The sequence below is a fragment of the Mucilaginibacter roseus genome, from assembly GCF_021215455.1.
In the GTDB taxonomy this organism is placed as follows: Bacteria; Bacteroidota; Bacteroidia; order Sphingobacteriales; family Sphingobacteriaceae; genus Mucilaginibacter; species Mucilaginibacter roseus.
Genome location: NZ_JAJPWV010000002.1, coordinates 85,036 through 105,536 on the forward strand (window position 1 = coordinate 85,036; position 20,501 = coordinate 105,536).

A 20,501-nucleotide genomic window follows, 5' to 3' on the forward strand; every position below is an offset into this window, starting at 1 on the left:
TTATGGGGTTTATTTGTTGATCAGAAAATTCACAATGCGACAAGCGTTGCCCTTGCTCTTCGCGTTTTTATCCGCGCTGATTTTTATTTGCAAAGTGTGCTCGCCATTTTTTAAACCGCTACCCAGCAGTACATACCAGGGCAGATGCAAAAAGCCGCTCCACTCAGTATACAGGTCAACCTGTTTAAGCGGTGCGCCATCAATAGCGTATGAGATGATGCCCGCATCCCCTCCCGACACAATGGCTATGCCTACCGCATTTCCTTTAAAACTTAGCGTCAGCGTTGCACCTGGTTCTGTAGCAGTCAAGGCCGGTACGTTCACAAAACCTGGGCGTGAGCCTAAACCGTCAGTCGGTTGCCAGTTTCTATCCATCTTCCATTTATCATCATGCTTGGCATTGGTAATGTTATAATACGTGCCCCTCTCAAACGATTGGTTATTGAGTGGCTGAGGCAGCATATATTTTGCAGATTTATCAACGCTATCCTTAAGGCATTCATTAAGTAATGATTTGATAAAAACGAAATAAAGTTCCTGCCCGTAGATTGCCGGGTGAAGATCCTTAAAATCATTGTTCCAGTCAAACTCCTTATTAGCAAGCTTATCCTTCACGCCTTTAGCAATGTTGATGGAAGGCAGGCCATAATTTGCCGCTACTATTTCATGATTTTTTATCTCAATAGGTTGCTTGCCCATATTGTAATCAGCGGTTTTATCAGGATCAGCAAATTCCATCATTACCACATCCATTTGCGGATTAGCTTTACGTGCATGACGAATAATGCCTTCCAGTGCCCGCACCTGCGTAAGGCTGTCGGTTTTGTTTACGCGATCGTTCACGGCGGCTTCAACAAACAACAGGTCAACCTTGCCACTGTCTAACAGATCGCGCTGCAACCTGAACGCGTGCGGCAAACTGCCCAGCGATGGAATGCCCGCCATAATAAAGGTGAATTTAGTCTGCGGGAAACGCTCCTCTAAATACCGGTAAACCTTATCGCGCCAGCCGGGGTTAAACGTGATTGATCCGCCTAAAAATGCCACCGTTGCTTTTTTATTGTCAGTAGCCGCACGATAAAAATTAGTAATGCCCCTACGCTTTTTGTGATAATCGGCATAAGGCGAAATCTTTTTTACCGGGTATGAGTTGTAATAAATAAAATCCGTCCATTCCTCGTTATGTTTATCGGGCACATGATGGCCGTTTAAATGCTGCGGACCTTCGGTTACCGGATATGTTGTAACCGGGCCACCAGCGGCAATATAGCGTTCTGCAAATAGTAAGCTATTTTCGGCAGGCGGCACCAGTTTATCATCTAAACCTATCATATTCAATACAGGTACCTTAAATGATGCCAGCCCTTCCAGGTTATCTATCGGGTTATCCATATAAGCCAAAGCCTGGGCTTCTGTAAAATTATAAACTTGTTTTAACTGCTTCCAGGCCGCGCTGTCGCCCAAGCCTTTTCCCTTACCCCCCGGCCAGCTTTTAAAATCATAAACCGGGGTTTCCGCATAAATGCAGCTAACCTTATCGGGGTTGCGTTTTGCCCAGCCTAAAGCATATAAACCACCACGACTAACCGCTTCTAATGCTGCTTTAGGCGCGAGTTGTACACTATCGATCAGGTAATTATAAAACTTATCCCATACCTGCATGGCGTAAGGGCTGCCATACTGGTCGTCAACACTAACATAAGCCACATGAAAACCGCGCGTTAGCAGCAAACTATCTATACCGGTATGCCAATCAGGGAATGATGCGCGCCAGACCCAGGGCTTACCCGGCAAGGCTACCTTCGGTTTTACAACATAGCCTTTATGCCCGCTGATGTTAAGATCAGTTTTGTTAAATCCTTTCCAAACGGTTTGCGCGTTTGACGGAGTGGCAAAAACCACTACCATAAGGAACAGGATTACACTTTGATTAGTAAGTAGTTTAAACGTATTTGCGGTCATAAATAACTGGTGTGATAAAGTTATATCGGGGCTGTCTTTACAAAAATGGATAAACCGTTTTATTAAATGGACAATCCTTCTTTTTTACAATTATAAATAATGCCTTTCTTAGCCTGTAAGCAATATATTCCATCTATTATTTAATTTTAACCAAAGCGCTTCATGCCTTTGGCGATATACATTTAATTGTATTATAATAGCACAACGCAGCCATAAACCCTGCGTAGCATCCCCCGCTTTAAATTGATACTTTGAATGAACAGTACTGCTTTTAAAAGAAGAGACGGCTTTGAGGGTGAAAAGATTATCAGCATTCCGCCTAAAGTTTGGAAAGATGTTTTCAGGAAAGATCCCTCGTTCTTCCGGATATATGTGGCGCAGATAGGCTATTTTCCGCGGGCTTCATACCACTATCGCGAGCGCCGCAAAGGCTGCGAAGACAATATTTTGATTTACTGCCTGCAGGGCAAAGGCTATTTTATCATCGGCGATAAAAAATTCGAGGTAAACGCTAACCAATACATCATGGTAGCCGCTACCGATAAATATATGCGCTATTGGGCCGATGCTGAAACACCGTGGACCATATACTGGGTACACTTTAACGGCACCGATATGCATGGCTTTAATAATTTTTTAAATATTAATAATAACAAAGGCGCGGTTACTATTCCGTTTAACGCAAAGGCTATTGAGCTCTGGAAAAATATGTACGACAGCCTTGAGATGGGTTACAGTACCGAGAACCTGTGCAACGCCAACTTTTGCCTGTATAATTTCATCGCTAACTTTTTATTTCCGGAGCGCCATATTGATGCCGCCCGCGATGAGAGCACCGATGTAATTACCCTCAGTATTAATTACATGCGCGCCAACCTGGATAAGAAACTTACGGTTGATGATATGGCTAACCAGCATAAGTTGTCAAGCTCGTATTTTTCCATCATCTTCAGAAAGGCAACAGGCATGCCGCCTATTGATTATTTTATCAACCTGAAAATGCAGAAGGCCTGCCAACTGCTTTTCTCTGAAGAAATTCGCATAAAAACTGTGGCCAGTAACTTAGGCTATGAAGATCAGTATTACTTTTCGCGACTGTTTAAAAAATTCATGGGCATGTCGCCTGAGCAATACCGATCAACGGCCAAGCGTGATGTTATTGCAGCTGTTTAATAACCGGTAATTTTTCAGCATTACCGTTAATCTGAATGGCTATTACCGTGCAGTTATCATTCGGTAATTTACCGGGCATAGTAACTTGCAACCCGTCAGCCTGCGTAAATCTTAAGGCACTACCGCCTAACACTTTTACGCTTTTTACCGTGGTGCCGTTTAGTGCAGGCAACTTAAGCACATCTATTTGTTTAAATACATGGATGAATATATAATTGCCTTTACGCGTTGCGGCGTAAACATCGTTAGGCGCGTACGGGCCACCTTTTGTGCCATAGATAGCCTGGCCGTATCTTTTGAGCCAGCTCCCCATTTCATTAAGACGGTCAACCTGGCGCTGCTCTATGCGGCCATCCATCATCGGCCCAACGTTAAACAGTAAATTGCCATTACCACCGGCAGTTTTAACCAAGGTTTGGATGCACTCTTTTAAAGATTTCATCTGGTCGTTAGGCTTCCAAGCCCATTGGTTACAAATGGTGATGCAACTCTCCCATGGCTCCAGCATATTGATGTTGCCGATACGCTGCTCCGGCGTTAAAAAATCACCTACCGAATTTTCATTCAGCTTTTCACTCTCCTTGCCCAGGCGGTTGTTTATCACAATGCGCGCATCCAGCTTTTTTATATGCTGATATATCTCACGGCCAAATTCATTTGTCCATGGTTTTTCCCAATAGCCATCAAACCATAGCATATCCGGCTTATAGCGGGTAATCAATTCGGTGAGCTCGCTTTTCATCGTATTAACAAACCTGGGCATACTGCCTTTTACATTGCGTAACGAATCATGCGGACTATGGATCGGGTAATCCGGGTCATGCCAGTCCAGCACCGTCATATAAATACAAAATGAGATACCCTGTTTTTTACAGGCCTTGGCCAGCAAGCCAACCATATCTTTTTTAAAAGGCGTACGGCTTATATTATAGGCCGATACCGCCGACGGCCATAGCAAAAATCCATCGTGGTGTTTGGCCGTTATTACCAGGTATTTCATACCGGCATCTTTGGCGGTTTTCACCCACTTATCGGCATCAAATAATACCGGGTTAAACTCCCGGTAAAGTGAATCGTAATCTGCCTGCGAAACTTCCTTATTGCGGCTCCATCCTATTTCGGTGCCACGCAAGGTAACCGGCCCAAAGTGAACAAACATCCCGAACCGCTTATCCATAAAAGCATCAATCGCCGCGGCAGGTGTTTTGGCATCGCTCTGTGCAAACGCGGATGAAATCGTAAACAGACACAAAAAAATAATTAATCGACGCATAGTAAAAATCAAAGCCTGCACAATTAAGATATTGTGCAGGCTTCACTGTTATTGTTTATTCCAAAGGGTTATTTCGCTCATGTTACTATAGTTATTTTCGCCATTTGAATTGTGTTTGATGCGAAGCCTTATATAGCGTATTAGCTTGCCATGGTTATCCAGATCGAACTTATAAGCATTTCTGCCATCATCTGTACGTACAACATCTTTAAGCAACACCCAGCCCTTTGATATGGCTTCATCTTTCCATCCCGGGTTGTTGGCGGGCAAGCTGGTATCGTGCCCATTAATGTCCTCTATACCCCAAACCTCAAACTGGTCGGGGTTATGGCAGCAATCGCGACCGGTTTCTTCCATTTGCCCTATGTTATCATACACCTTACCCAAATCAATGGTAAGCTGTTGAGGTAAAGCCCTTTCATTGGAGTGAAAAATATTCGGGTAACTTTGCGGACCGTTTGAATTATCCCAGAGTTTTTCAATAGCAGTGCCAAATTCCGCATACACATCATTCGCGTTATTCATTTTTTTGAATTGCGATTTATCACATTTTACATACCGATACTCAATAGTTGGATAATCGCTGTAGGCGGCAACTGCGAAGGTATCGATAGATGTACGCTCCGGAATAAAGTATGAACGGTAGGTAACTACCGACCCGATCTTAACATTCGGTATTGTTATACTGCTGCTATCCGGGCTCAGCTGAGCAGTTTTGGTTTCGCCTGCATTGGTAGTATACTTTATTTTGGTTGTAATGTTGATGGTATCGGGCGTGATAAAATTCAACTTAACCGATCCATCCCTGTTGATATTGAAGGCATTCTCCACATCATACGCCCGGTTCAATAGCGTGCCATTGTATATTGGCCCGTAAACCTTTACGTTGTTCACCTCTTTGGCTATGGATTTATTACCCTTAGCGTCAAAAGAGAATATAGTAAACGAATATACGTACTCGCGTAAACCGCTTATTACAGTGCTGATGGTGTCTTTTTTCTCGGTTATGTTTACTATTTGCGAATCAGCTCTGTTGTTCCAGTAAACAATATAGCGGGTAATGCTTGGATCGGTACTGGCTTTCCATTTAAGACCAACACGCAGGTTACCGGGTTGCGAGGTTACATCGCCAACGGCGCCTGTGTAAGTGATCTCCTTACCATCAAAAAAATCACGGAACTCTGTATCCTTTTTGCCGCAGCCATAAATAACCGCGAACATGGCACAGATTATTAAACAATATCTTAAGGTTTTCATCTCTTTTAGCTTAATTAATTATTACTGCGGATTACCATATAACGATAGCTCCATAACGTGCGCTATATCGCCGCCAGACCATGATCTGTTTACAGCCAGGCGGATAAAGCGCACGGTAGGCGCATCAAATGGTACGTTAAAGTTCACACCTGCGCGTACGAAGGCCTCGTCAGACGCGGTGGTTGCTCCCGGCGGTGAACCTGACGGCGGATCAGGAAAATGGAAGTTGCCCATATTTATCCAGTCGCCCACCACGGCTCCCGGCGGCGCCGAAATAGGTAGTTTAGCGTCGCGCGGATTGGCAACTTTTGTACCCCATAAACTAAAATCGCGCGGGTTGCCGTGGCCGTAAGTAAATTCACCAACACGCTCCCACATAATGAAACGGCTTAGTTTGTATACTTTGCCTACATCAAACGTGCAAACGAAAGGCGGTTTTTCGCCCGGAAGCGTATGCCAGCCACTGCCATCGGCACTACCATTCCAAAGGTTTGGCAACTGCCACCCGTAGCCAATCGGCGTGTCACTTGGCAAATTAAAGGCACTGAACAAGCTTTTATTCAGCATCTCCTCATATAACGGACTGATCTCTTTTTTCAACGTATCAGAAATATTTCCCCATTGATCGGTTACATATACACCAAATTCCCGTGGATCGGTACTGTACCCCCTGATGGAGTAATTGATGGTATCAGTCCTTGTAAAAAATTGGTCCTGCACTTCCATGGAATTGGTTGTGGGATCAAAGGCCGTAATAATGATCCCTATCTCCTTTTTAAGCGGATTTAGAGCCTGAACGTTTACACCACCAAAATCGGCATTTACGTTTATTGATGGTCTGATCAACTGGTAAACAGGCGTTTCGGGATGAACCTTTACCGTAACGGGATCAGACATCACGTTGGCCCGCGATACCGTGTAAAGCGTTACATCATAATCTGCCGATGCTGCGAAACCATTAACCGTAACCGTGTCTGTATAGTAAGATGACTTGGTTTCGCGCTTTACGCCATCGCGTATATTGTATTGTGCAAGCACATACAATATATTTTCGGAGTTGGGCAAATCATAAGTGATGTAGGCACCTCCATTAAAATTATCAACCTTAACGTTGGTTACCACCCCCGGCTTTGTGCTATCGCTCGATATAGGGGTTTTATTATACCCATCATTTTTTTTGCACGCCGCAACCACAAGTATAACCAGGCAGGTTGCAACAGCTATATAATGTTTAATATTTTTCATGTTACTAAGTTTTTACCTTGCTTACCAGTTTGGATTTTGAACAAGATTGCCATTCACTATTAAATCGTTATTTTTTATTGGCCACAGGTAGTTGCGCACGTTAAACACCGGCGTAAGTATGGTGCGCGGGCGGTAGTAGTTAAGCGGCTGTTCCTCGTAAATATTCCAGCCCTGCATTGGCCTGCTCATTACATTTTGTATTTCCTTCCAGCGGCGTAAATCCCAACCGGCCTGTCCCTCAAACGCCAGCTCTATCCGGCGTTCCTGGTGAATGATCTGGCGCATGCCATCCTGCGAAGCAAACTTTGCGGCATTGCGTGAGTAATTGCTCCAGGCATCAACAACGCCCGGCAAACCTGCACGCTGGCGCACCGGGTCAATGTAACGTACCACCTCGGCGTAAGGCTTACCCTGCTCATTCAGCACCTCGGCGTATAGCAAGTACAGCCCTGCCAGCCTGATCAGCGGCATACGGAAATCAACCCAGGTCATGTTCTCATCATAAACCGTTTGATAATTAACGAGCTTTTTAGCCCAGTAACCGGTTACGTTTATACGGATGTTATCTTTTGGCCCTGCGTACGAGCTGCTGCTGCGTGCCTGCACATACAAAGCGTTTTCCTGATCAAAAACATTGTTACCATACCATATAGCGCCATCAAAGGCCATATCGGCATAAAAGCGCGGCTCGCGGTTAAAGTGTGCCCTAACGGTTTGGTAACCATTGCGTATGTAAAAGCGGTTATCATCATCTCCCGTGCGTAGATTGTAGCGGTTGTTATAATCCCAGGTTTTATCCTCGTTAATAGGCACACCGTTGTTGGTGTAAAATAACTCCTGCTGAGATATTGGCGCGGCAAACGTACCTTGGGCAATCAGGTTAGCCGCGGCTTTAGCCGTTAAGCGGGGCATGTTATACTCCTGCCTGCCGTAACCAAATACCGGGTTAAGCGCCCAAATCAATTCCTTGTTGAGCTCCCATTTTTCAGTAATAGCGGTTTGCAGGGTAAGTACTCTCCGCAACGAGTCGGTTAAATTGGAAGGTATATTGGCCGGCGCGTTAAAGGTATGTAGCGCAAACCCGTTAGCTTCGCATAGCTTAACAGCGGCGTCGCAGGCTTCTGCTGCCTTATCCCATTTAGTGGCGTCGTAAGTGCTGCTGAATAGTTTTTCGCCATCCTTATTGGCCAAACTTGCAAAGTCAGGGTTACCATTAAACATGGGGCTGGCCGCGGTCGCCAGCACCTCGGCCTTTACAGCAAGTGCTATTGGGCGGGTAATACGACCAAGCTCGCGCACCTGGTTTTGTATAATCACCGGCAGGTCAGGAGCCGATTCATCCAACAGGCGAACAATGTAATTCACTACCGAGTCAGCCGGGTCACGTTTAACCTTTACCTCTTCTGTCGAGCTGGTTATCGGCAGGTTTTTATCGGTAATAGGTATCGGCCCGTACATCCGGAACAGATAATAATGATAATAGGCTTTCAGGAACTTCACCTCTGCTATCCAACGCGCTTTTTCTGATGCGGTAAGGTCAATCGGCTTATCAATATTTTCGAGCATGGTATTGCAGCGGCGTAATGCCCTGAATATGGCCTGCCCCCCATTTTCGCCATCCCAATAGTTAAGGCCGGGATTTTGAACATTCTGTGTACCACGGATCAGGTTAAAACCTGTGGGGTCGATCCCCTGGTTATCCGTCAGGTTGTTGGGGAATATGATCTCGCCCGAGCTGGTAAAACTCGGATCATTTTGCGGATATTGAAATTGCTGCAAGGTAGCGTAGCATGAAAACAGGTAGTTCTCCGCCTCGTTACGGTTACGAAAGGCATAATCAATAGTGCCTACGTTCTCCGGCGTTACATCCAGAAACTTTTTACACGATGTACCCAGCATGGTAATAGCGGCCAGGTATATTAATATTTTGTACGATCTCATCTTCATCACTAATTATAAATTAACATTGAGGCCAAGGTTGAATACGCGTTGGATGGGGTAATTGAACCCGTTGCCGCCTATCTCCGGGTCCCAAAGCTTAAATGGGCTCCAGGTAACTAAATTCAGACCGCTGAAATAGATACGCGCGTTGCGCAGATTTAAACGCTGTGCATACTTTCGTGGTATGGAGTAGCCTATCTCTAATTGCTTAAGCCTTAAAAAGCTGCCGTCGCGCATCCACCAGGTACTGTTTTGGCGGTTGTTTTCAATCTGCGCCCCGTTGGCACCCAGGCGTGGGTACAGCGCGTAGAGGTTCTGGTTATCTTCTGACCAATGATCATCAGCATAAGCTTTTAACAACTGGGTATTTCCAGGCAACCATGAATCCGGACTTTGGATAAACGGACTGGTGCGGGCCGGGTCAATAAAGAATGATACCCTGGTTTGGCCCTGAAAAAAGGCTGAAAAATCGAAGTTGTGTATTTGTGAGGTTATACCAAAACCATAAACAATCTCAGGCACGGTTGGGTAACCGATAAAGGTTTGATCGGCACCATCAATCCGTCCGTCATTGTTAAGGTCGCGGTATTTGATGTCGCCCCCCATAGGCTGCTGCCCGTTGGTGCTGAATATTTGTTGCGGCGAGTTGCGCGCTTCGTTATCATCCACAAACAAACGTTCGGCAACATAGCCATACTGGCGGTTAAGTGACTGGCCTACGTTATAACGATATGGCTCAAGATAGTTTGGCTCTTCAAACTGCGTAAATTTGTTTTGTGCAAAGGTGAAATTACCACGCAGCGAAACCGATGCATTTTTTGAGAACTGTTTTTTGCCATCAACGGATAAATCGATACCTTTTGAGTCGACCTTACCTATGTTAGCGGCAATCGGCGCTTCTAAACCCATGGTGGTTGGTATTGAAGCCCTATCCTGTAAAATATTATACTTGTGGTTTTTGTAAACCTCGGCAATTACATTCAGGTTTTTAAGCAGTGTAAACTCTAAACCAAGTGTTGTTTGTTGTGAGGTTTCCCAGGTTACATCGCGGTTTTCGTAGTTACGAATGCTTACCCCATTACGGCCATAGCCATTATTGGTACCAAACACGGCGGAGTTGCCGCCATTCAGGTTAACGTCTGAAAGATAGTAGAACCTTTGTACGCCGATAGCATCATTACCCACCAAGCCATGACTGGCGCGGATCTTCACGCGGTCGAATACATCGTATAAATCGCCCCAGAATTTTTCTTCAGATATGATCCATGACGCACCGATTGCCGGGAAGAAACCATAACGATGCTCCTCTGAAAATCTTTCGGACCCATTATAACCGAAGTTAAATTCAAGGAAGTACTTGCTCTTAAACGAGTAAGTGGCACGGCCCGCAAGCGTAAGGTTACGGTATGGCAGCGAGTATTGCAAGGTGGTGGTACCTGACCGTGGGTCTTTAGCGTCTGAATACACTTGCTGCTGGCGGGTACCGATCAGTGAGCTGCTGATGGTATGGTTTTTACCAAATGTTTTGCTATAATCAAGCACACCCTGGAAGTAAACGAAAGTGTTTATATTATCGCTGCCGATATTACGGTTGTATTCCAGATACTCCCTTGCTACGTTATTGCCCGTTGGTTGTGGGTTAAGCCATTGTAGGGTGTAGGTATTGCTTGGTTTGTCGTATGTAGCAACGTTGTAGTAGAACGGCGAATAGCTCATATCCGACGTGTAATAAGAGTACCTGTTGGTACTGAACAAGCCGTGAAAGTTAAGGCCGCTTGTTATAAAGTTCAGATTTTGATTTAGTTCGAGCTGAGCCAGCATGCGCGACTCCACAAAGTTTTTATGCCCGCGTAATAAAGAAGCATAAGGATTTATTTGGCCTATACTGTTATTTGCCGGTGAACCACCGGTTGATAGCGTGTTACCGAACAAAATGTGTTGCGTATTCAGGTTCGCCTCATCCGGCTCATAAAACGCTGGGAACAATACCGGGCTGGTATGCATAGCCACATTGTACAAGTCTGTAGAGAACGATGCATCGTTAGTAAGCGGGCCATTGTACTCGTTAAAATTGCCCGACAACCTTAATATCAACTCGGTTTTATCGGTAAGGTTAACGTTGATGTTTGAACGCAGCTGATAGTTGGTAAACTTAACGTTGTTATTGTTATTGTTGCGGATATCAGTCCGCAGAATACCGTTGTCATTTGAGTACGAACCGGCGAAGTAGTACTTAGCCACACCGCCACCGCCGCTGATGTTCAGGTTAGCGCGTTGGGTGTTAGTTCTGTCCTTAAATAACATGTCAATCCAGTCCACCGCCGGGTAAACGTACGGGTTACTGCCCGGCGTTCCGGCCAGTGTAGCCTGGGTATTTAGTATTTTGTTCTCCGTAAACGGCCGGGGCGCCAGCGGATTACGGGTTACCGTTGCCTCGTTAAACAAACGCATATAGGTAATCGGGTCGGCAAGCTCAATAGTTTTGGCTGATTGCGATATGGAATTTTCTAACCTGAAATTAATTTGCGCCTTACCTACTTTACCCTCTTTGGTTTTTACCAAAATAACACCGTTGCCACCACGTGCGCCATAAAGGGCTGTAGCGCTGGCGTCCTTAAGTATCGAAAAGCTCTCGATATCATCAACCTGGATGCGGGCCAGGTCTGACGAGGTAAGCTCCACGTTATCCACCAAAATTAATGGGTCGCGCTTGTAACCAAAGGTAGTTACCCCACGGATGAAGAAGTTGGCATTATCCTGCCCGGGTTGCCCGCTTGGCGTGTAAGCAATTACACCGGCAACCTGCCCCGCCAGCGCGGTTGTTAAGTTGCTGGCCGGTATTTTTAAGTTACCGGGCTTCACGGTAGTTACCGAGCCTACCAACGCCTCGCGGGTTTGCTTGCGGCTGTAAGCGGTTACAATTACCTCTTCCGCCAGGGCAACGTTCTCCTTGATCACAATTTTGTATGTACGCTGGTCGGCATTTACGGTTACCTGCTTATCCTGGTAACCAACAAATGATACCTTTAAAACAGTACCTGGCTCAACATCCAAAACAAATTTACCGTTAGCATCAGTTGATGTGGCTTTGCCGTTTTTGTTTAGCGCGGTAACGTTAGCACCGGCAATAATTCCGCCGGTTGTGTCGGTTACGGTACCCGTAATGGTTACCCTGTTTTGTGCGATACTACTTTGTGCCATAATCATGAGCACCGCAAATAGCAAAATGCAACAGGCAGCCTGCAAGTACTTTTTAGGAATTTTTAACACCAAAAGGCGTTTACTTAGTTTGTAAAGTTTACTCATAAAAAAGGGTGAATAATTGGTAAAAAAAAGCAATAAGATACCCGTACAGGCCTTAATCCTGCATTAATGGGCATTGTTACTGCGAATGCCTTTACGTTAAATTGTTGTTATTTTATTTCGGCTTATAAAACAAATGTATAGTGCCGGGCCAGCGCGATAAATGACGTATCCTTTTATTATAATGGATTATTCGATTACGATAAAAGCTTTTTTCATTTTCATTAAGAACTGCGCTAAATTTTTAGCAATAATTAACAAAAATCGATTGCATGAAATCATCATTCTTTTGCTAAAACGATCAATTTGTAAAAATAATTACTGCTGATGAAATACTTCGGACATTGCCGTCCATATTTGATGCCTGGCGAGGGCTTCGGGCAATGGTAGCTGCGTAGGGTCGGTTTGTTTCCACCAGCGCTGCGTAATTGTGTCGGAGGCCATTTTTTTCATGTCGGCATCAAAATCATTACCGGTGTATTCAAAATAACTGAACAGGTAATATTTATCGTCTATCTTTTGCAGGTAGATTGAATAGTTACGAATGTTACACTCCCTGATCTTTTTAACAACGCCAGGCCATGGTGCCGCATGCAGCTTTTTGTAATAGGCTATCTTTTCTGGTTTAATACCGGTCACCATACCATAACGCACTACTTTTTGTGCTGATGGATTACAGCTTATCAATAATACAACGATGCCTAAAACTATCCTGCAAACAATATTTTTCATCGGAATAAATAAAATAGTACTGACATAATGAGCAATAACAGCACCGATAGCACCTTGTAATTACCCAATCCTTTCCAGCTATCACCCTTTAGTGCTTCAAACGGAGAATTCCAGTATAACCTATCGCTGTCGATGGTTTGTTGCACAGGATAGACGTACGAAAAAAGTATTTGCATCAGCATACAGGCGCAAAACAGGTAGAAGGCCATCATCATAAACGGAACCTCTCCTATCCACGACGTGGGCATCAGCTTGGATATAATAAAAACTACTACGCCCAACAGCGACCCCAACCACAGCGTTAGCTTTGATGAGGTTGCAGATGCCTTTCTCCAAAATATACCTAATACAAACACGCATGTAATGGGCGGTGCAATATGGGCAATAATATCGTTAAGGCCGTTGAAAATGCTCTCGTAACTATTGAGCAGCGGTAGCATAAGCAAGGATGCTATTACCGATACGCCTGCCGCAACTTTACCTGTTTTAACCAGTTGCTTGTCTGTTGCTTCGGGCTTATAGCGTTTATAAATATCATAGCTTACCAGTGTTGATATAGAGTTAAGCGCTCCCGATATCTGGCTCATTAAACCGGATAGTAAAGCCGCAACTAATACACCCACTAATCCCTTGGGTATAAGTTGAGTGATCATGAGGGTGTAGATGCCCTTGCTGTTTACCACCTGCTTGCCATCTGCAATGGTTTGCAGGGCTGATACATCCAGCAAACCTTTTTGCGAAAGCGTGTAAGCAAACAAACCAGGCAACACAAAGATGAACACCGGAAGTATTTTAATAAAACCACAAAATAATGAACCTACCCGCGCGTGATCCTGATTTTTTGCACCTAACACGCGCTGTACAATGGTTTGATCGGCACACCAATACCATATTCCCAGCACCGGGTACCCTAAAAACACCGAGTACCATGGCATACCGCTGCTATCGCCATGCGGGCGCATCATAGATAATTTGCTCATCTCTCCATGTTGCTGCAATACATCCACCATAGGTTGCCAGCCGCCCATTTTTACCCATGCAGCCACACACATTATTACCGCACCGGCTAATAAAACAATGGTTTGTATAGATTCTGTAACTACTACCGCTGTTAAACCACCCGCAACCGTATACAGGGCGGTGAGTAAGGAAATGATGATGACGCTGGTATACATGTCAACCCCGAAAAGGGTTTGCAAAACAATGCCGCCCGCTAATAACGAAAAGGCGATATGAATAATGATCGCGGATATTACGGACACGATGGCCAACCAATCGCGACTGGCACGGTCATACCTTTTCTCCAAAAAATCAGGCAGGGTAGCAACACCTGACCGGATATAAAACGGCACAAAAAACAGCGCCAGCAAAATAAGTGTGAATGATGCCATCCACTCAAAGTTGCCATTCAGCAAACCGGTATCAAACCCGCTTTGTGCCAGGCTTACCAAATGCACGCAGGATATATTGGTGGCAAACAAAGCCAGCCCGATTGTAGGCCAGCGCAAGGTTTTTCCTGCCAAAAAGTATTCGCCAGCGGCATTGCCGGTTTTATTTTTTTGCTGATGGCGGATGCCCGACCATAAGCCTATAATAACAATGCCCAAAATGTAGAGCACCGTAATGGTAATATCTGCCGGGCCAATCATAATTCGGTTTATATGGATTTTATATCGCAGCTGCTTCCGGGTGCCTGTGGCGTTTGGTATAAGCCGCCCTCAATTATAACCGGATTTACAAAATATCTTTGCAAGTGCGGAATGTGTTCTAAAAATAAAGCTTCGTGCCCAAGTTTTATATGGTTAAATAAAACCAGGTGCTGGTGCAGCTGCCCCATATCCCCCACATGGGGTACAACAGGCACGCCATACTTTTTGCATAGTAAACTTACTGTGATGAATTCACTCACCCCGCCCACACGCACCGCATCAACCTGAATGAATGATGCCGCGCCAGTTTGCAGGTAGTTTTTAAATATCACGCGGTTAGGTACATGTTCGCCAAGGGCAAGCTTTACCGGTGCTATGGCTTCGGCCAGTGTTTTGTGTGCCAATACATCATCCGGGTGCGTTGGTTCTTCCACCCAGTATGGATTCATGCTTTTCAATTCGTTACATATACTGATGGCTTGCGGCAGGTTCCACTGCTGGTTGGCATCGAGCATTACCTTTACCTCATTGCCTGCTGCCTCACGCACAATGTGCGCCCTGCGAATGTCGCGTTGCGGATCGGCTGAACCCACCTTCAGCTTCATGGCGGTAAAGCCTTCGGCTACAGCTTTCAGGCAATTTTCACGCACCTTTTCATCGCTGTAATTAAACCAGCCTATAGAGGTATCATAACCGGGATATCCTTTCAGGGTAATCAATTCTCGCTGTTGAATACCCCTTTGCTGATCTGCTATCAATTTAATCGCTTCCTGCGCTGTAAGTTCATCTTCCAGGTAACTCAAATCGAGCGTGTTAACAATTTCATCAGGCGATAGGTCAATGAGCAATTTCCATAATGGCACGCCACGTTTTTTTGCCCACAGATCATAACAGGCGTTAGTTACCGAGGCCAGCGCCAAGTGCACCACCCCTTTATGCGGCCCCAACCACCTGAATTGCTGCTCGTTGGCCAGTTTGTTGAATAATACGCCAAAATTGCTCATCACCTCTTCAATATCCAGCCCCTTGAGCTTTTCGGCGTAAAATTTTGCGGCTGAACAAACCAGTTCATTGCCCTTACCCAAGGTAAAAGCCAGTCCGGTGCCGGTTAGTCCGCTATCGTCATGCAGTTGGGTAACAGCATATGAGTATACCGGGTCGCGGTGAATGGCATCGCTGCCCGCCTTACCATCCAGCTGATATCGGGAATCTTTAACTTGTATATTTTTGATCATTACGTAGATTATTGATTAATTGCTACGGCGATAGCCTAACTCGGCTCCACCGCTTACCGGCAATATGCAGCCCGTTATAAACCGCGCCGGAGACGACACCAGGAATAAACAAACATCCGCAATCACATCAGCATCAGGGCAGTAACCCAATAAGTGTATGCTATCTAGGTATTTTTCTATGGATTGCGGACTTGGTTGCTGTTCGCTCCAGCTGCGCAGCATAGGTGTCCACACCCCGGCCGGGGCTATGGCGTTCACCCTGATGCCATGTGGCGCGTAATCAATCGCCATTGATTTTGTGAGCGCGCTGATAGCGCCCTTGGTAGCACTGTAGGCGGCATGTATCTCCTGCCCAATTTCGCCGGCCATGCTACCGGTATTTAAAATACTACCCTTGTTTTTTATAAGTTGAGGTATGGCGTGGCGGGTGGTATTAAAAATGCCTTTTACGTTTACATCAAACAGGCGCTGCCATTCTTCGTCGGTTGTTTCGTGCAGGTTTTTTGATGGGTCGGATATGCCGGCATTGTTGTGCACTACATCAATACGGCCAAACCGCTCAACCGCCGCGTTAATTGCTTGTGCTATCTGGTCGACATTTGATACATCAGCATGCAGATATATTACGTCATCGCCGTTTAGCGAAACCGAAGCCTTATCAATGCTCTCCTGGTTGTTGGATACGATGGCCAAAGCAGCACCCGCGTCGCGGTAAACTCTGGCACACTCAAAGCCGATACCCTCGGTTCCGCCGGTCAAAAAAACTACCTTGTCTTTTAATAATTGCATTTATGATAAGCTTTTTGATTTCGTTATTTTAAATAATACCAACAGACTGCCTGCACGGCGTTAACCGCGAAAACCTTCAGAAAACTGTTAGTATGATTGTATTGGTTTGTTTAACTGGACTGTTGACGTTTTCAAAGTAACAGCCCGAAGAGAGGATTTAGAATAGATAATTCCACTTTTTTAATGGATAATACCATTTGCTATTCATAGCATTATTCAACAAAACGGCTAAATAACTTTAAAAACAGCCTTAATTATCCATCCAATTGATAGGATTATCCATTTTATAAACGTACCTCAGCCATTAGGTTTGAAAATAGAGGAACAAGCTCTTTACAAAACCGAACGATGGCATTTTCCGCTTTTTGTTCGATAACCAATTATCTGTTTAGCCGACATTTATAAGCTATTATTTTTATTTTTATAGAATGAACAACAACCAACCAATTATCAATCCTAAAACTTTTATTGCGCTTGCCCTTGCACTCGGCCTTACGGGTATGGCCCGGGCGCAAAATATTACTATCCCCATTGAAACCAGGAATAATGCCCTTGTTTTACAGGTAGATAGTAAAAATGATGTAGGCACCATTTACTTAGGTAAAAAGCTTAGCGACGCTAACGCATACGCGCAAATACCGGCCGTTTATAAACAAACCGCTGATTATACCGACAATACATCAAACTCAGCCTATTCCACCTCCGGCTCGCGCGGATATTTTGAACCGGCCATCACCGTAACCCATGCCGATGGCAACAACTCGCTCGACCTGCGGTATGTTAGCCATAAAGTAACTAAAACAGATAATAACGTGTCACTATTAAGTGTGGTGCTTAAAGATCCGGTTTACAATTTTGAGGTTACACTTTATTATAAAACCTACTTCAACGAGGATGTGGTGGAGCAATGGAGCAGTATTAAACATACCGAAAAGGGCAATGTGGTGCTACAAAAATTCGCGTCGGCCAACCTGTATTTAAAGGCGGCTAAGTATTACCTTACCCAATACCACGGCGATTGGGCCAAAGAGATGCAGCCCGAGGAAAGCCTGATGACCCACGGTATTAAAACCTTAGATACCAAGCTGGGTACACGCGCCAACCTGTTTCAGCCATCCGTTTTTATGGTATCGTTAGATAAGCCTGCTACCGAGGACGAAGGCACTGTGTTATACGGCGCAGTTGAGTGGAGCGGAAACTTCCGTACGGATCTGGAACTGGACAACCAGGACAACCTGCGCATTATAGCCGGTGCCAATAACTATGCATCAGCCTATACGTTAAAGCCAAACGAGGTATTTACCACGCCTGCCTTTTTATACACCATGAGTGACAAGGGTAAAGGTGATGCCAGCCGTAAACTGCAGCGCTGGGCACGTAATTACCGGGTACTGGATGGCAACGGCAACCGCCTCACACTGCTTAACAACTGGGAAGCCACTTATTTCGATTTTGAGGAACAAAAGCTTTTTGAATTAATAAAGGACACCAAGAAGTTGGGCGTTGATATGTTTTTGCTGGATGATGGATGGTTTGCCAACAAATACCCCCGTAATGGCGACAACGCAGGCCTGGGCGATTGGCAGGAAAACAAAAAGAAGCTGCCTAACGGTGTTGCATCCCTGGTGAAAGAAGCTACTAACAATGGCGTAAAATTTGGCATTTGGCTGGAGCCTGAAATGGTGAATCCTAAAAGTGAGCTTTACGAAAAGCACCCTAACTGGGTAATTAAACAACCCAAACGTGCCGAACATTACTTCCGTAACCAATTAGTGCTTGACCTGGCTAACCCTGAGGTGCAAAACTTTGTGTACAGCATTGTGGATGATCTGTTCACTAAAAACCCGGATTTGGCTTACATAAAATGGGATTGCAACGCAGTGATTTTTAACGCCTACTCGGCACATCTTAAAAATCAGTCGCATTTTTATATTGAGTATATGCGCGGGTTATACAAAGTGCTGGAACGCATACGTGCTAAATACCCTAAAGTGCCTATGATGCTTTGCTCGGGCGGTGGCGGCCGGGTTGATTATGCGGCGCTTAAATACTTTACCGAGTTTTGGCCAAGCGATAATACCGATCCGCTGGAACGTATTTTCATCCAGTGGGAATACTCCTACTTCTACCCTGCCATTACCAGCTCAAACCACGTAACCGATTGGGGCAAGCAACCTATAAAATTCCGTGTGGATGTAGCCATGATGGGTAAACTGGGTTTTGATATTGTGGTAAGCAAGCTCAGCGGTGATGAACTTAAATTTTGCCAGGAAGCCATCAAAAACTATAACCAGTTGAAAGACATCATTTGGCATGGCGAACAATACCGTTTGGCTGATCCCCGTAAAAACAGCGTAGCATCTATTATGTACATCGATGAGGCAAAGAGCAGCGGCGTAATGTTCAATTACCTGGTGAATAACCGTTATGATGAAGGCAGCAAACTGCCTATTAAACTTAAAGGCCTTGATCCTACCAAACGTTATACGTTAAAGGAGATCAACCTATATCCGGGAAGCAACTCATCGCTTGATGCAACTAAAACCTACAGCGGCGAATTCCTGATGACGATCGGTTACAACCCAGATGTAAAAGCGGGCCGTAACAGCGTAGTATTGCAAATAAACGAAGCAAAATAACCTTGCTCCACTATAAAAACAAAGGCCGGATGTTTAAAACATCCGGCCTTTGTTTTTATAAATTGAATAGGACTAAGCGGCCACAACAGGTTTTGATACAATGGAAGTACCATCGCCGGTTAACACCACATAGGTAGTAAGCGGCTTACCCATAGCGGCTTCATATTTAGGTGCCAGGTCTGTAGCTATCCTTTCAATCGCTTCTTCTTTGATCAGGTTGATCGTGCAACCGCCAAAGCCGCCACCCATCATACGTGCGCCTAATACATCAGCATCATTGCGTACGGCATCAACCAAAAAGTCGAGCTCAGGGCAGCTTACGTTATACTCCTGCGATAGGCCGTGGTGTGTAGCGAACATCTTTTTACCGAAAGCCACCAAGTCGCCGTTACGCAGATCCTCGCAACCTTTAAGCAGGCGGTCATTCTCTTCAACCACATATTTACAACGGGTAAAGGTTGACTGATCGACAGGCTCAACTAACTCATGCAGCATATCCATTGTTACATCGCGCAAGCTGTTTACCTGCGGATATTTCTCTTTAACCAATGCAACGCCTTTTTCGCATTGCTGGCGGCGCTGGTTATATTCGGTTGAGGCCAGGTTATGTTTTACGTTGGTGTTAAACAACACCAGCGCGTAACCTTCCATCTCAATAGGCACATATTTATATTCGATGCTGCGGCAATCCAGTTGTATTAGGTGATTAGCCTTACCAAACAAGCTGGCAAACTGATCCATTATACCACAGGCCACACCGGCATAGTTATGCTCAGCCCATTGGGCGGTGCGGGCTAACTGCTCGCGGCTTAACCCCAGGCTGAATAACTCGTTCAGCGCGAAAGCCACCGCGCATGATATACCTGCTGATGACGACATACCCGCGCCGATAGGAATATCCCCATCAACCGCTATGTTAAAACCGGTTACTTTTTTACCACCATGAATCAGGCCATCCGTAACACCTAACACATAATTCGTCCATGAATTTTCGGTTTGCGGCGCTATATCTGCCAAAGGCACGGTTACCGTTTTATTAAATTGTACGGAGTGCATTACAATGTTGCCGGTGTCATTAGCGCTAATGGCAACGGTAGCGTATTTGTTTACGGCAGCAGGTAGTACAAAGCCTTCGTTATAGTCGGTATGCTCGCCCAAAAGGTTAATACGGCCAGGCGACTGCACCACCAAAGGCTCCGCCTCAAAAATTTGCTGGAAAATATCTGTTACGGTCATATAATTGTGTTAACTGTCAAATCTACATTAATTTTAAAGAAATAAAAATTTTGCAGACATTTTTTTT

At 45.1% G+C, this 20,501-nt stretch carries 13 protein-coding genes; 2 read left to right on the forward strand and 11 right to left on the reverse strand.

The features are described from left to right. Nucleotides 1-9: 9 nt before the first annotated feature. Nucleotides 10-1,962: an SGNH/GDSL hydrolase family protein gene (locus LT679_RS05215; protein ID WP_232176213.1), complete on the reverse strand. Its 1,953-nt coding sequence runs from the start codon at nucleotides 1,960-1,962 to the stop codon at nucleotides 10-12. Nucleotides 1,963-2,217: 255 nt separating this feature from the next. On the opposite strand from LT679_RS05215, the gene LT679_RS05220 reads away from it, so the two are divergent. Then, nucleotides 2,218-3,135, forward strand: coding sequence for an AraC family transcriptional regulator (locus LT679_RS05220; RefSeq protein ID WP_232176215.1), 918 nt, complete (start codon nucleotides 2,218-2,220; stop codon nucleotides 3,133-3,135). Here LT679_RS05220 and LT679_RS05225 read toward each other — a convergent pair. From LT679_RS05225 to LT679_RS05265, 9 genes are all read right to left on the reverse strand, one after another. Continuing rightward, nucleotides 3,119-4,408 carry an alpha-L-fucosidase gene (locus tag LT679_RS05225; RefSeq protein WP_232176218.1) on the reverse strand — a complete coding sequence of 430 codons (1,290 nt, stop codon included), beginning with the start codon at nucleotides 4,406-4,408 and terminating at the stop codon, nucleotides 3,119-3,121. The two genes, LT679_RS05220 and LT679_RS05225, sit on opposite strands and share 17 nt — an antisense overlap. A 48-nt stretch (nucleotides 4,409-4,456) precedes the next feature. Beyond that, nucleotides 4,457-5,629 (reverse strand): DUF4998 domain-containing protein, encoded by a 1,173-nt coding sequence (locus tag LT679_RS05230; protein WP_232176220.1) that lies wholly within the window; start codon nucleotides 5,627-5,629, stop codon nucleotides 4,457-4,459. Between the two features lie 57 nt (nucleotides 5,630-5,686). Next, nucleotides 5,687-6,910 (reverse strand): DUF5000 domain-containing lipoprotein, encoded by a 1,224-nt coding sequence (locus LT679_RS05235; RefSeq protein WP_232176222.1) that lies wholly within the window; start codon nucleotides 6,908-6,910, stop codon nucleotides 5,687-5,689. A 21-nt stretch (nucleotides 6,911-6,931) separates the two neighbouring features. Continuing rightward, nucleotides 6,932-8,857: a RagB/SusD family nutrient uptake outer membrane protein gene (locus LT679_RS05240; RefSeq protein WP_232176223.1), complete on the reverse strand. Its 1,926-nt coding sequence runs from the start codon at nucleotides 8,855-8,857 to the stop codon at nucleotides 6,932-6,934. Nucleotides 8,858-8,863: 6 nt separating this feature from the next. Continuing rightward, nucleotides 8,864-12,052, reverse strand: a complete 3,189-nt coding sequence (locus LT679_RS05245; RefSeq protein ID WP_232176225.1) for a SusC/RagA family TonB-linked outer membrane protein — start codon at nucleotides 12,050-12,052, stop codon at nucleotides 8,864-8,866. A gap of 420 nt (nucleotides 12,053-12,472) precedes the next feature. After that, nucleotides 12,473-12,886, reverse strand: a complete 414-nt coding sequence (locus tag LT679_RS05250) for an L-rhamnose mutarotase (RefSeq protein ID WP_232176227.1) — start codon at nucleotides 12,884-12,886, stop codon at nucleotides 12,473-12,475. After that, entirely contained in the window at nucleotides 12,883-14,535 is a 1,653-nt protein-coding gene (locus LT679_RS05255; protein ID WP_232176228.1) for a sodium:solute symporter, read from the reverse strand. Before LT679_RS05255 ends, LT679_RS05250 begins: the two co-directional genes overlap by 4 nt. A gap of 8 nt (nucleotides 14,536-14,543) precedes the next feature. Then, nucleotides 14,544-15,770 (reverse strand): enolase C-terminal domain-like protein, encoded by a 1,227-nt coding sequence (locus LT679_RS05260; RefSeq protein WP_232176230.1) that lies wholly within the window; start codon nucleotides 15,768-15,770, stop codon nucleotides 14,544-14,546. Between the two features lie 15 nt (nucleotides 15,771-15,785). Further along, the gene (locus tag LT679_RS05265) at nucleotides 15,786-16,559 is read right to left on the reverse strand and encodes an SDR family NAD(P)-dependent oxidoreductase (protein ID WP_232176232.1); all 774 of its coding nucleotides are present in this window, start codon (nucleotides 16,557-16,559) and stop codon (nucleotides 15,786-15,788) included. A gap of 428 nt (nucleotides 16,560-16,987) precedes the next feature. Here LT679_RS05265 and LT679_RS05270 point away from each other — a divergent pair, with 428 nt between their 5' ends. Beyond that, on the forward strand, nucleotides 16,988-19,198 hold the full coding sequence (locus LT679_RS05270; RefSeq protein WP_232176234.1) for an alpha-galactosidase: 2,211 nt from the start codon (nucleotides 16,988-16,990) through the stop codon (nucleotides 19,196-19,198). A 72-nt stretch (nucleotides 19,199-19,270) separates the two neighbouring features. Here the strand turns inward: LT679_RS05270 and galK are convergent, their stop codons facing one another. Continuing rightward, on the reverse strand, nucleotides 19,271-20,434 hold the full coding sequence (gene galK, locus LT679_RS05275; RefSeq protein WP_232176236.1) for a galactokinase: 1,164 nt from the start codon (nucleotides 20,432-20,434) through the stop codon (nucleotides 19,271-19,273). Nucleotides 20,435-20,501 lie beyond the last annotated feature (67 nt).